This window comes from Herbiconiux aconitum, assembly GCF_024979235.1.
Lineage (GTDB): Bacteria > Actinomycetota > Actinomycetes > Actinomycetales > Microbacteriaceae > Herbiconiux > Herbiconiux aconitum.
This window is the reverse complement of record NZ_JANLCM010000002.1, coordinates 1052964-1067814: the sequence shown is the minus strand read 5'-3', so window position 1 is coordinate 1067814 and position 14851 is coordinate 1052964. Positions and strand designations below refer to the sequence as shown.

5 protein-coding genes are annotated in these 14851 nt (G+C 68.5%); all 5 read left to right on the top strand.

The genetic code is table 11. The annotated features are described in order from the left end of the window. The first annotated feature begins 160 nt into the window (after window positions 1-160). The 5 genes from N1027_RS16505 to N1027_RS16485 all read left to right on the top strand — a co-directional run bounded on the left by N1027_RS16505 (window position 161) and on the right by N1027_RS16485 (window position 14851). Window positions 161-790 (top strand): helix-turn-helix domain-containing protein, encoded by a 630-nt coding sequence (locus N1027_RS16505; protein ID WP_259509223.1) that lies wholly within the window; start codon window positions 161-163, stop codon window positions 788-790. A gap of 41 nt (window positions 791-831) precedes the next feature. Continuing rightward, window positions 832-1404 carry a nucleotidyl transferase AbiEii/AbiGii toxin family protein gene (locus tag N1027_RS16500; protein WP_259509222.1) on the top strand — a complete coding sequence of 191 codons (573 nt, stop codon included), beginning with the start codon at window positions 832-834 and terminating at the stop codon, window positions 1402-1404. Window positions 1405-1609: 205 nt separating this feature from the next. Further along, window positions 1610-2143, top strand: coding sequence for a hypothetical protein (locus tag N1027_RS16495; RefSeq protein WP_259509221.1), 534 nt, complete (start codon window positions 1610-1612; stop codon window positions 2141-2143). 152 nt (window positions 2144-2295) lie between these two features. Continuing rightward, window positions 2296-3174: a fimbrial biogenesis chaperone gene (locus N1027_RS16490; protein ID WP_259509220.1), complete on the top strand. Its 879-nt coding sequence runs from the start codon at window positions 2296-2298 to the stop codon at window positions 3172-3174. 31 nt (window positions 3175-3205) lie between these two features. Continuing rightward, entirely contained in the window at window positions 3206-14851 is an 11646-nt protein-coding gene (locus N1027_RS16485) for a DUF7927 domain-containing protein (protein ID WP_259509219.1), read from the top strand.

Genomic DNA, 14851 nt, shown 5'->3' with positions numbered 1-14851 from the left:
ACGTGGGACGATGCCTGCCGACCGACCCTTCCTCACCAGCGCTCGCGGTGCCGCTCCTGGTCGACCACGGCCTCCCGGTCGGCGAGGGCGCGCAACGTCCGGCTGCCGAGCTCGGGGGCGCATGCCCGGCTCGGCATTGCGGCTCCAGCGATCGTGATGCATGATCGAAGTGATGATTGCTCATGCGTATCGTTTACGATACGATAACGGCATAGCAGGAGGTCACATGAGCACCATCGAGGCGATTGCCCGCGCTCGACGCCGAAAGCGCCTCAGCATCGCGGAAGTCGCTCGGCGCAGCGGACTTCAGGCGAGCAATCTCTCGGCCATCGAGGGCGGGAGCCGCGAACCGACTGCGCGCAACCTCGATCGTGCCGCCCGCGGCGCCGGCCTCCACCTGGTGGTCGCAGATCTCGGGGGGCGACACCCTGTCACAGAAGTCGCCGACGCTGTGGCGGCGTCCGGCGAAGACGAGTGGGGCAAGGCCCGCCTGCTGGTCCAGCTCGCGAATGACCTCGCGGTCGCTGACCCGTTCGCGAAGCTGCTTCTGGCGGCCGAAGCGCCCCGGTCTCTCTCGCCGGAGTGGGATGCGGCGATGGCTGGCATCGTCGAATGGAGGCTCGAGCAGGTCGCCCTGCCCTCGCCCGAATGGGTGATCCACACCATCGGCGACCCACGGTGGAAGTGGTCGATCTGGCCGGGCACTGTGCGCGCCGAGGCAGACGACGTGCCTGAACCCCTGCTACGGCGTGGCGTGTGGCTCGCCGAACACGAGTTGGAATCCGTGTGACCGAGCGACACTCTGAGCCGCGGAACCCTACCGCCGGGGCGGTGAGCCTGACCCGTGACGACCTTGCGGCGGGGCTCGCTGACCTGGTTGCGGCGCTCGCGCAGTCGCCCGAACCGGTTCTCCTGAGGTTGGTCGGCGGAGCCGCGATCAGCCTCGTCTACGACGCCGACCGCCGAAGCACTGTCGACATCGACGGTCAGCTCCTGCCGCGCGCGGCAGTGCTCGACGTGGCAACGGCTGTCGGCGCTCGTCGTGGGTGGGGCAAGGATTGGATCAACGATGCAGCCGCCCACTTCCTGCCCGCTGGTTACGGCGGGCGGGAACAAGAGTGGGTGACCGTGCACGACGACGGTCACGTCGTGATCGAAGTGGGATCGGCGACCATGCTGCTGGCGATGAAGCTCCTGGCCGCGCAACGCCGAGGAATGCGCGAGTTCCGTGACATCGCGGTCCTCGCTGCCGCGGCCGGCGTGCACTCCGTCGACGAGGCCGAGGAGATCTTCGGCGAGTTCTATCCAGGAGACGCCTTCACGGCTCGCACGGCCGCCATCGTTCAGGATGCCCTGGACTCCGGGTATCAGGGACGGACGACGAGCTTTCCCGTACTGGGATGAGGAGACGCCGCTTCTCGGCGCTCTCCGCGCCCGGCGCCGCCGTGTAGCGGCTTTCGGAGGAGTTGGCGCACGCAGGTTTTGGTGGATCTCGATAATAATTCGAGCGATGCTGGCGAGTTCATATACAAACGTCGCGCACCGATGTACCGTGTGCCTCCAGGGCAAAGGTTTTCTTGCTCTTAATATTTGGGGGAAAATAATGAACGTGCGCTTAAAGGTCAGCCCGCCACGTGGGTACCGCACTCTGCTCGGCATCGGGGGTGTTGCGGCCACCATGGGGCTGGTCGCCGCCGGCAGTCTCGGCGCGAACGCGGCTGAAGACACCGACAGCACCGAAGCGAACGTCGTTGTCGAGTCTGCGATCTCGCTGACCGCCCTGACCGACAGCTTCACTCTCACGGGCGCCCCGGGCGACATCCCGGCCGACCCGACCGCCGTGACCTTCACCGTCGAGACCAACAACCTCGCGGGCTACACCGTGACCGTGCAGAGCACCACCGCCACGCTTCTGCCCCAGGCGGCGGGAAACACCGATGAGATTCCGATCGGTGCCCTCTCCGTCACCGGTGACACCGGCGGCGGGGCCCTCAGCGCCGTCACACCCGTTGTCGTGCACACGCAGGCGAACAGGTCGGCCGAAGGCGGCGACGCCCTCACCAACGGTTACGCGGTCGAGATTCCTTTCGTGAACTCCGACACATACACCACGACGCTCACCTACGTCGCGGCCACCTTGTGACCTGAAACCGACGTGTTTCACCGCTTCACGGTCGCACCGTGATCACTCGGCGTGCACGCGGTCGCATTCTGGCCGCGTGCACGACCCTCTTCTGTTCGTTCCTCCTGGTCTCCGGGGGAGTAGCGGCGCGCGCTGACGACACTCCGAGCCCCGTGCCGAGCCCCGGACAGACCACCACGTACCAAACCGTCCCCGACGAGTTCAACCTGACCGTGAGCCCCACCCGGCTGATCGTCGGCCCGGATGACACGGAGAAGACCCACGAGGTGAGTGTGGTGAACCGGGGCACCGCACCCGTGCACGTCGACATGAGCGCGAAGAGCTTCGTCGGCGGCATCGACGGAACCCTCGTGTTCCAAGAAGACGCTCCCTACTCGGCCTCGGAATGGGTCGACGTCTCGCCGATGACATTCGACCTGCAGCCGGGCACCAAGCAGGTCGTCACCATCACCATCGTCGTGCCGCCGGAACCGGAGTCCGGCGACCACCAGGTCGCCCTCGTCTTTCTCGTGCCCGCCGGCGAGACCGACGCCAACATCAAGGTGAACCGCGGTGTCGCGATTCCCGTGTACATCACCGTGCCCGGGCCGATCGACGACTCGGCGGCGGTGAGCGAACTGGCCGCGCCCGGTTTCTCAGCGGGCGGCACCGTGAAGGTGACTGCAACGGTCGAGAACACCGGAACCGTGCACCGGGACTTCCGCGGAGACACGGCGCTGCCCATCGACGGAGGGGGATCGACATCCTTCCCCGACTTCACTGTCGTACGCGGCGGTGAGCGGGAGATCTCCGCCGAATGGCAGCCACCGCTCATGTGCATCTGCAACGTCAGCGTGTCGATCGCGAACACCGGGGGCGTCTCCACCACCCAGACGGTGCAGGTCATCGTCTTCCCGGTGCTGCCCGCGATCATCCTCGTCGGCGGCATCGCACTCGTCATCTTGCTGGTCGTCTTCGCCTACAAGCAATATCAGAAGGGGGTCCGGCAGGCCGCGGTTGCGCTGCAGGCCTCCGGCGGCGCGGATGGGTGACCGGGCACCCTTCCACAAGAGGTTCGTCGCGATGGTCGCGACGACAGCGCTCCTGACCGCAGTCATCAGCGTGTTGAATCCGATGTCGGCATCGGCGGCGGGCACGATCCTGTTCCAGAATGCGTTCAACAACCGCACGGTCGACGGCGTCGGTTCGGTCGTCGTGCCGACGCCCACGAGCGGCACGAACACCGTGTGCCTGACGGCGTCGGGCAACAGTGCGACGCGGCCGCTCTTCTCCTGCGCGGGAGCATCCGACCCTCAAGGATCGGGAAAGCTCCGCCTCACGGCCACCGGCACGAACCTGATCGGCGGCGTGTTCGGCGAGACGAGTTTCCCCACCTCCAACGGGCTCGACGTGACCTTCAACTCCTATCAGTGGGGCGGCAACGGGGGCGACGGCATGTCGTTCCTGTTGGCCGCGGTCAATCCGACGAACCCCGCAGCGCCGACCACCATCGGCCCGACCGGTGGCTCCCTGGGCTACAGCCCGGCGGGAACGATCAAGGGGCTTCCGAACGCCTACCTGGGCGTCGGTCTCGACGTCTTCGGCAACTTCAGCAATCCCACCTTCCAAGGAACCGGATGCCCCACCGTGCCGAATCTCACCACGACGGTACCGGGGGCAGTCGTCGTGCGCGGCCCGGGCACCAACTCGGCCGGGTACTGCGGACTGACGACGACCTATACCGGCACGCCGGCGTCCCGGATCCCCTTGCGGGCGCCGACTCGCGCTGGCTCCGTGGTGCCGGTGCAGGTTCTGATCAACCCGACAGCCACCGCGTTCACCTCGACCACCGGTGTCACCGTCGATCCGAAGACCTACAAAGTCGTGGTGACGCCGGTGGGTCAGGCCGTGCGAACTCTGGCCGGGCCGCTGCCGTCGGTCTCACCGACTCTGTACCCCTCCTCGAGCTGGCTCAACGCCGACGGCGTGCCCCGTCAGCTCGCCTTCGCTTTCGTGGGGTCGACGGGGTCGGTGATCGACACTCACGAGGCCTCCGACGTGAAGGTGCTCACATTCAATCCGGTGGCGCAGCTCGGTGTGGCTTCGACGAGCTATACCGCGGCGAACCCGGCCCCGGGCGCTCCGGTGACGTACACCATCACGCCGAGCGTGCAGGTGGGTACCGACGAGGCCGCCCCCATCTCCATGACCCAGACGACCCCCTCCGGGGTGGTTCCGGTCGGGGCGTACGGCACCGGGTGGGTCTGCCAGACACCGGTCGGGCAGACCGTCACCTGCACCACGAGCGCCTCGACCTTCGCCAACGGCACCACTCTGCCCGTCATCACCGTGGTCGGCATCGTCACGAGTGCGAGCATGTCGGCCGCAATCGTGCAGAACTCCTCCGTCGCCCGGGTGTCGTCGGCGGATGCCAACCCCGACACGGTCACCGTCACCACTCCCGGCACGCTGCCGACGACGCCGTCGGCCGTCACCGCCTCGCCCGCCATCGGGCCCGTGTCCGGCGGGGATTCCGTGACGCTCACCGGCACGAACACCGACGACGCCACCGCGGTCGAGATCGGCACCACGGCGGAACAGGCCGCCGCGACTCCGGTGGTGCTGCTCCCGTGTCCCGGGGGAGTTGCCGCTACCGGATGCTTCACCCAGTCGGGCACGGTCATCACCATCTCGTCGATGCCCGCCCGCACTGCCGCGAGCGCCGTCTCGATCACCGTCGTGACGTCGGGGCTGGCGTCCGCGGCCGCCTACACCTACGCCTCCGCTCCCGCCACCCTCGCGGCCCCGGCCGCCACAGCAGGTGTCACCAGCGCCACCACCACCTGGGTCGCTCCTGCCAACAACGGAAGCGCCATCACCTCTTACACGGTGACCCCGTACCTCGGCACCGTCGCCGGAACCCCGGTGGAGGTGGGGCCGACCGTGCTGTCACGCACCTTTACGGGCCTGACTGTCGGAGGTTCCTACACCTTCGTCGTCACCGCCACCAACGCCTACGGAACCTCGCCCGCCAGCCCGAAATCGGCCGTCGCCGTTCCCTACACGGTGCCGGGTCCTCCGACGATCACGGCGGCCACAGCCGGTGACTCCTCAGCAGTGCTCACCTGGACGACGCCGTCGAACGGCAGCAGCGCGATCACCGGTTACGTGGTCACCCCGTATGTCAACAACGTGGCTCAGACGCCGCGGAACTTCACCGGAGCCGGCACCACCCAGACCGTCACCGCACTGACACCGGGCACGTCGTACACGTTCACCGTCGCCGCCCAGAACGCCGCCGGCACCGGAGCGCCCTCCACCCGCTCGGGCGCGGTCGTTCCGAACGTGTCACCCACACTCACCTTCCCGGCTCCGCCCTCGGGCCAAGTCGGCGTGCCCTACTCCCGGCAGCTGACCGTGACGAACGGTACCTCGCCCTTCACCTGGTCGGTCACCGCCGGCTCGTTGCCGCCGGGTATCACCTTGGGCGCGAGCACTGGTCTGCTGAGCGGAACCCCCACCACGGCGGGAACCTCCACCTTCACCGTTCAGATCGTGGATGCGAGCGGCCAGACCGCGAGCAAAGCCGTGACGCTGGTCATCGCGGCCACCCCCATCCTGAGCTTCACGCCGGCCCCGGGCGAGGTGAGCGTCGCGTTCGCGCAACAGCCGACGGTGTCCGGCGGCACCGGGCCGTTCGCCTGGGCGATCAGCGCCGGTGGCCTGCCGCCCGGCGTCGGCATCGACGCCGCGACCGGTGCCATCACCGGCACGCCGACCGCCGCGGGAAATTTCGCCGTCACCGTGGCCGCGACGGATGCGTTCGGCCAGGTCGCCTCCACGACGGTCACCATCATCATCGTGGCCCTGCCCACATTCACGTTCGCGACGCCACCGCCCGCGCAGGTCGGCGTCGCGTACAGCATCTCCCTCGACGTCGCCGGCGGGACGCTGCCGCTCACCTGGTCGACGACCGCGGGTGCTTTGCCGCCCGGCCTCTCTCTCGGAGCGAGCACGGGAATGCTCACCGGCACCCCGACCACGACCGGCACGTCGGCCTTCAGGGTGACGGTCGTCGACGCCAACGGCAAGAGCACCTCCCGGTCGGTCAGCCTCGTGACTAGTGTCGGGCCCATCGTGATCGTGAAGTCGGCCGACGTGTCGTCTGTCGCCGCGGGCGGGGTCGTGACCTATACGATCACCGCCACCAACACGGGCAGCGCCGCCGTGCCGAACGTAGCCCTCGCCGACCTGCTCTCCGGGGTGCTCGACGACGCCGCCTACAACGCCGACGCCACGGCGACGAGTGGTGCGGTGAGCTACTCGTCCTCCACGGTCAACTGGTCGGGAACCATCGCCGCCGGCGCCACCGTCACCATCACTTACGGCGTCACCGTGACGAACCCGGTCACCGGCAACCGCATCCTCACCAACACCGTCACCTCGTCGACCCTCGGCACGAACTGCGCGGCGGGCGGCACGGATGCCCGATGCACCTCGACCGTCACGGTTCCGGGCCTCTCCATCGTGAAAACAGCCGATGCGGCGACCGCGACGCCCGGCCAGGTCGTGCACTACAGCATCGTGGTCACCAACACCGGCCAGACGGCATACGCTCCGGCCGCGCTGGCCGACAACCTCGCCGGTGTGCTCGACGACGCGAACTACAACCTCGACGGTGCGTCGACATCCGGCAACGTCTCCTACTCCGGTCAGGTGCTGAACTGGTCGGGGCCGCTCGCGGTGGGCGCCTCCGTCACGGTCACCTACTCGATCACCGTGTCGAATCCGGATGCGGGCGACCGCACCTTGCGCAACACGGTCGTCTCCTCATCGGCCGGCACGCCCTGCCCAGCAGTGTCGCCCGCGGCACAATGCACCAGCACGGTGCCGGTGCTGGTGCCCGCACTGGCGATCGCCACGACCGCCGACCCCGCCGCGACGACGACCCCCGGTGCGACCGTCGCCTACACCACGACGATCAGCAACACCGGCCAGACCGCCTATCCCGCCGGCACCAGCGTCGTGCTCGCTCTCGACGAGGCGCTGGATGACGCCACCTACGACGGCGACGTCACCCTCAGTGGGGGAGGCACTGCTGTCTACGACGCGACCGCCAAGACCATCACCTGGACGGGTGCCCTCCCGATCGGCGCGGAGGTCACCGTCACCGCATCCGTCACGGTGCTGCCGAACGGCACCGGCACCGGCGACGGAGTGCTGTCGACGAGCACGACATCCTCGGCGCCGGGATCGACCTGCCTGCCCGGAGGGTCGGGCCCGGCCTGCGCCACGACGGTGCAGGTGCGCGTGCCCGCCGTGACGGTCTCGACCTCGGCGGACGGAGCCACCACCACGCCCGGTTCGGTGGTGCGTTACACCCTGACGGCGGTGAATTCGGGCCAGACTCCGCAAAACGGCATCACCGTGGCGAATCAGCTCGCCGGCGTGGTCGACGACGCCACCTACAGCAACGACGCCAGCGCCTCGAGCGGAGACACATCGTTCACCGGCTCCACCCTCGAGTGGACCGGGAACTTGGCGGTGGGCGCCACGGTCACCATCACCTACACGGTGACGGTGCACGATCCCGACACCGGTGACTTCGCACTCCTCAGCACGGTCAGCACGACCGCTGCGGGCGCGAACTGCCCGGTCGACGGCAGCGACCCGGCCTGCGCGACCCGAGTCGACGTGCTCGTGCCCGGCCTTTCGTTCAGCAGCTCGTTCGACACGGCCACGACCTCCCCCGGTTCGGTGGTGAACTACACGGCCACCGTCACCAACACGGGTCAGACCGCCTACAACGCGCTCCCCGTCACGCTCGACCTCGCCGGGGCCCTGGATGACGCCACCTACAACTTCGACGCCGCCGCGACGGCCGGCGGCCTGAACCTCGATGCGAACGGCGACCTCACCTGGACGCTCTCCCTCGCACCCGGCGGCTCGGCGACCGCGTCGCTCTCACTGTCGCTGACCGTCGCCGATCCCGACACCGGAGACCGGTCTCTGGTCATCCGCACCTCGTCGGTGGCGGCCGGCAGTACCTGCCCCCCGCTCTCGGCGAACACCGGATGCGCGGCTTCGGTGACCGTTCTGGTGCCAGGCCTCGTCATCAGCAAGACTGCGAACACCTCGACGGTCAGCCCGGGCGCAACCGTCGAGTACACCATTCAGATCACCAACACCGGCGAGACCACCTACACCGATGCCGCGGTCGACGACCACCTCGCGACCGTGCTCACCGACGCGTCGTTCGACCCGGCCGACGCCTCGGCCAGCACCGGCATCCTCGCTTATGTGTCGACCGTGCTGACCTGGACGGGCACGCTCGCTCCGGGCGAGAGCGCCACCGTGAGCTATCCGGTCGAGGTGCTCGACCCGGCGCCCGGCGACAAGCGCCTCATCAACACCGTGAGCTCGGCCGCGCCCGGCAACAACTGCCCCACCGGCAGCACCGATTCGCGCTGCACCAGCACTGTCGACGTGCTGGTTCCGAGCCTCACCATCGTGAAGACAGCGGATGCCGTCACCACCGTTCCGGGCGCGAACGTCGGCTACACGGTGACCGTGACGAACAGCGGCCCCACCGCCTACACGGCCGCCACGGTCACCGACTCCCTCTCCGGTGTGCTCGACGACGCGGCCTACAACGACGATCTCTCGACCGACACGGGCTCCGCGAGCTACGCCGCATCGGCGGTGAGCTGGACCGGCGCCCTTTCTCCGGGAGCCGTCGCCACCATCACGTACTCGGTGCTCGTGAATGTCGCGCCCGGTGGCGACAACCTGCTCGCGAACACGGCGGTCTCAGGCACCGCGGGCAGCACCTGCCCGGCCGGTGCCGGTGACGCACGCTGCACCAGCAGCATCCCGATCGCCCGGCTCCTGCTCGAACAGAGCTTCTCGCAGGCGAGTGCGACTCCCGGATCCACGGTGACGCTCACGGCGACGTTCACGAACACCGGCACCGTTCCCTTGACCGGCATCTCGGTGTCGACCCTCCGTGCCGACTCCTCCGACGACGCGGTTCCCGTCGGCGATCAGACGGCGTCGTCGGGCACGCTGTCGCTGACCGCGAGCGCGATCACCTGGACGGGCAGCATCCCGGTCGGCGGGGTAGTCACCATCACGGGTGGAGTGCGCATCATCGACCCACCCACCGGAAACCGCGACGTCACCGGCACCCTGCAGTCGTCGGCGCCCGGCAACAACTGCCCGGTCGGCGGGTCGGATGCCCGCTGCACCTCGCACCTCGCGGTCGTGGTTCCGGGCCTCACCATCACCACCGCCGCCAGCTCGTCGACCGCCGTTCCCGGGGCCATCGTCGGATACACCATCACCTTGGTGAACACGGGACAGACGCCGTATGCCTCGGCCGACCTCACCGCGGCCCTCGCCGGTGTGCTCGACGACGCAGCCTACAACGGCGATGCGACCGCTACCGCGGGCGCGGTCGACTACGCGGCGCCGTCGCTCACCTGGCAAGGTCCCATCGCGGTGGGCGGCACCGTCACCATCAGCTACTCGGTCACCCTGAACGACCCGGTGTCGGGCGACAAGACGATGATCACCTCGATCAGTTCGGCATCGGTCGGCAGCAGCTGCGCTCCCGCGAGCGGCTCGGCGGCCTGCCGCACGACCGTTGTCGTGCTCACCCCGGGTCTCACCATCGTGAAGACCGCCGACGCGCACAACGCCACTCTCGGAACCGAGGTGGACTACACCGTCGTCGTGACCAACTCCGGCCAGACGCCTTACGGCGCGGCAGCGTTCACCGACTCCCTCGCCGGAGTGCTCGACGACGCCGCCTATGTCCCCGCCAGTCTTCAGGCCACGAGCGGCACCGTCGACTACTCCGTCGGCACCATCACCTGGAGCGGGAGCCTGGCTCCCACCGCGTCGGCCACCATCACCTACTCGGTGGTCATCGACAATCCCTCCTCGGGCGATCACAGCCTGAGCAACACCGTCGTCTCCTCGAACACGGGCAGCAACTGCGCGGAGGCCGGCGTCGACTCCCGCTGCACCGCGGTCGTCGCCGTGACCGACTCGGTCAGTCTCACCTTCGACAAGACCGCCGACGTGCAGTCGACCGTCGCCGGCGCGGTCGTCGTCTACACGGTCACCGTCACGAACTCGAGCGCCTCGACCATCCCGGCGGAGTTCACCGACCCGCTCGCCGACGTTCTCGACAACGCCACCTACAACGACGACGCCGGGGCCACGACGGGCACCGTGGACTTCACCACCCCGAACCTCGTCTGGTCGGGTTCCGTTCCGGCCGGGGGAACGGAGACCATCACCTACTCCGTGACGGTGGATGGTGTCGTGGCCGACGAGCAGACGCTCTCCGGCACGGTCACCTCGACGTCGGTCGCCACGAGCAACAACTGCGTCGCCGACAGCACCGACCCGCGTTGCACGAGCACGGTGCCCATCGCCGCCCTTCTGATCGAGCAGCACTACACGGAGGCGTCGACGACTCCGGGCTCGGTCATCCACCTCACCGGCACGTTCACCAACACGGGAGCCGTCGACTACGAGGGCATCACTGTGAGCGCGTCGAGCGCCGACACGACCGACGACGCCACTCCCGACGGCAATCAGACGGCGACCTCCGGCACCCTCGTGCTGACCGCCACGGGAATCGTCTGGACCGGCGACATCCCGGTCGGCGAAACGGTGACCGTCACCGGAACCCTCACCGTGAAGAACCCCGACCCGGGCAACAAGCTCGTGACCGGAACCCTCGTCTCGACCGCGCTCGGCAACACCTGCCCGCCGGCCGGCACCGACAGCCGCTGCACGGCGGCCGTTCCGGTGCTGCTGCCCGGACTCACCATCACGAAGACCGCGAATGTGCCGTTCGTCGTACCCGGTAGCAGTGCGGTGTACACGATCACCGTCACCAACACCGGGCAGACTCCGTATCAGGGCGCGACCTTCACCGACTCGCTGATCGGCGTTCTCGACGACGCGAGCTACAACGACGACGCCACGGCGACCGTCGGCACAGTCGCGTTCGACACCCCCGTTCTCAGCTGGGAGGGCGACCTCGCCGTCGGCCAGAGCGCGCTCATCACCTATTCCACCTCGGCGCTGAACCCGGCCACGGGCGACAAGATCATGATCAATGCGGTCTCATCAGCCGATGTCGGCAGCACGTGCACGCCCGCCAGCAGCAACGCTGCGTGCCGCGTCACGACAGCTGTGCTCACCCCGGCCCTCACGATCACCTCGGCGACGGATGCCTCCAGCACGCAGCCAGGAGCGACCGTCACCTACACGATCGTCGCCACGAACACCGGACAGGTGGCCTACCCTCCCGCTGATCTCACGGTCGACCTCGGAGGCGTTCTGAGCAACGCCGTGCTCACGACGGCTGCGGCAGCGACATCCGGTTCGGTCACCGTGAGCGACGAGACGCTGAGTTGGACCGGCACACTCGCCGTCGGCGCCTCGACGACCATCACCTATGCCGTGACCGTCGTCGATCAGCCGTCGGGAACGTACCGTCTCGAGCAGACCGTCGTGTCCGCCGACATCGGCAACAACTGCCAGCTGACGGCCACCGATCCCCGATGCTCCACCTCGGTTCCGATCGCGAGTCTCGAGCTGGTGAACAGCGTCGACGTGGCGACCGCCAAGCCCACCGACGTCATCCGGTACACCGGAACGTTCATCAACACCGGCCAGGTGCCTTACACCGACGTTACGATCAGCGACAGTTTCGTCGGCGCCCTCGACGACGCGGTCTACAACGGAGACGCCACGGCCGACTCCGGCAGCCTGATCCTGGTTGCCGGCTCGGGAAAGGTCGTGTGGACGGGCACCATCGACGTGGGGCAGACGGTGACGGTCACCGGATCGGTGACGGTCATCGATCCGCCGGCCGGCGACGGCGTCGTGAGCACGGTCTTCAGCACCGACGCCATCGCGAACAACTGCCCGGTGGGTTCGGCGGATGCGCGGTGCACCACCTCGGTAACCGTGCTGCTGCCGGCGCTCACCATCAGCACGACCGCCGACACCTCCACCGCTGCGCCCGGGTCGCTCGTGACGTACACGACCACCGCCCGCAACACGGGGCAGACGCCGTACACCGCGGCATCCGTCACCATCGCGCTCAACGGGGCGCTCGACGACGGCATCTACGAGTCGGGCACCGCCGATCGGGGCGCCCTGGTGCTGACCGGCCCGACCCTGCGCTGGACGGGCGATCTCGGAGTCGGCGACGAGGTCGTCATCACACACGTCATCCGGGTCGACGACCCCGACCCGGGCGACCGGGAGATGGTGACCTCGGTGAGCTCCACGGAGCTCGGCAATACCTGTCGACCCGGTGGCGGCGGCGCGACGTGCTCGAACATCGTGACCGTGCTGGTGCCGGGGCTCGAGCTCTCCGTGGTGGCCGATATGACCACGACGATGCCGGGCGCATCCGTCGGCTACACCGTCACCATCAGCAACACGGGTCAGACCGACTACGTGGGCGCAGAGGTCGCGGTGCTGCTCGCCGGGGCGCTCGACGACACCGCCGCTCCGTCGACGGCGAGCACCACCGCCAGCAGGGGGACCGTGGTGTTCGTGGCGGCCGAATCCACCCTGGCGTGGACCGGCAACCTCGCTGTGGGGCAGTCCGCCACGATCGTCTATGCCCTCGTCGTCGACGACCCCGACCTCGGCAACCTCACCCTCACCACCACGGTCGCTTCGGCCGAACCCGGGACAGTCTGCAGCGTCGACGGCTGCACCAGCACCGTCGCCGTGCTCGTGCCGGGGCTCGCCATCGACATCGCCGCATCCGAGACCACCACCGCGCCGGGCAGTCGCGTCGTGTTCACCATCACGGTGGCGAACGTGGGGCAGACCGCCTACCCGGCCGCGACCGTGCACGCCTCGCTCGCCGGCGTTGTCGACGACGGGCGCATCGATGGAGCCACGAACGCGACGGTCGGTGTGGCCCAGGTCGTCGATGGCGACGTGACCTGGACCGGAGGCCTCCTCGTGGGTCAGACCGCCGTCATCACCTTTGCGGCCATCGTCGACGATCCGGACGAGGGCGACCGGGTGCTCACGAGCGCCGTCGTCGGCGAGGATGCCGGCAGCACGTGCTCCCCGAGCAGCACCGACCCGTCGTGCACCGTGTCCGTCGCCGTGCTGGTGCCGCAGCTCACGATCATCAAGACAGCGGATGCAGCGACCGTCACCCCGGGGGAGTCGATGGGCTACACGATCGTGATCACCAACACCGGCGAGACGTTCTACACGGCCGCGGTCGTCTCGGACTCCCTCGCCGGCGTGTTGACGGACGCCGTCTACGGCGGCGACGCGACGGCCTCGAGCGGCACGCTCCAGTTCGCATCGCCCGTACTCAGCTGGACCGGCGACCTGGCGATCGGAGCGAGCGCGACCATCCGCTACAGCATCACGGTCGACGACCCCGACCTCGGAGACAAGGCGATGACGAACTCCGTGGAGTCGTCGGCACCCGGCAGCACCTGCCCGCCCGGCAGCACGACCTCGGCCTGCCTGACCGTGGTGCAGGTTCTCGTGCCCGCTCTGGCCATCACGAAGGCCTCCGACGTGACGAGCGTCGCCGCCGGAGAGATCGTGACCTACACGGTCACGCTCACGAACACCGGCGAGACCGATTACGCGCCGGCCACCTTCGTCGACTCGCTCACCGAGGTGCTCGATGACGCGAGCTACAACGGCGATGCGGTGGCCACCAGCGGCGACGTCGCGTACTCCGGAGGTGCCCAGGCGCTCAGTTGGACGGGAGCCGTCGCGATGGGCGACACTGTGACAGTCTCCTACTCGGTGACCGCGCTCTTCCCGGCTGGCGGCGACCGCACCTTGACGAATGCCGTCGCATCAGCGGCGCCGGGTGCCTCCTGTGCCACCACGACGGAGCCCGGATGCTCCACGACCGTCACCGTGCTCGTTCCGGCATTATCGGTGAGCAAGACGGCCGACAGCAGCGCGGTCGTCGCCGGTGGCGAGCTGCGCTACACGATTCAAGCGACCAACACCGGGGAGGTCGACTACCCGGCGGCCGAACTCGCCGACGACCTCAGCGGTGTACTGACGAACGCCGTCTACAACGCTGACGCGACAAGCAGCCTCGGCTCGCTGAGCCTCGACGGTTCGACACTGAAATGGAGCGGACTGCTCGTGCGCGGCGCGACGGTGACCATCACTTACTCGGTCACCGCCGACCTGAGCGCCAGCGACACCGCGGTGCTCGTGAACTCCGTGTCGTCGACTTCGCTCGGCAGTACCTGCCTCGGTGGCGAGGCCACCGCCCCCTGCTCCGTGTCGGTGCCGGTCGCGGCGCGAACCATCAGCCTCTCCGGATTGACGGAAGGCTTCACCCTCTCCGGCATGCCGAACACCACCGTCACGTCGAACGGGGCAGTGACGATGACCGTCACCACCAACAGCGCCGGCGGATACGTCGTGTCGGTGCAATCGCAAGGCTCCGCGCTGACCGGTGCCGATCCGGCGAACCCCGACATCATCCCGATCACCGACCTCGCCGTGCGGGGGAGCGGTGACACGGTGTTCGTGCCGTTGTCGCCCGCCCCGATCGTCGTGGGGAACCAGAACTCGGCAACCCCGCCGTCGGGTGATGCGGTGAGCAACGACTTCCGGGTCGACATTCCGTTCGTCAGCGGCGACACCTACACCGGCACGCTCGACTACATCGTGAGTGCGCAGTAG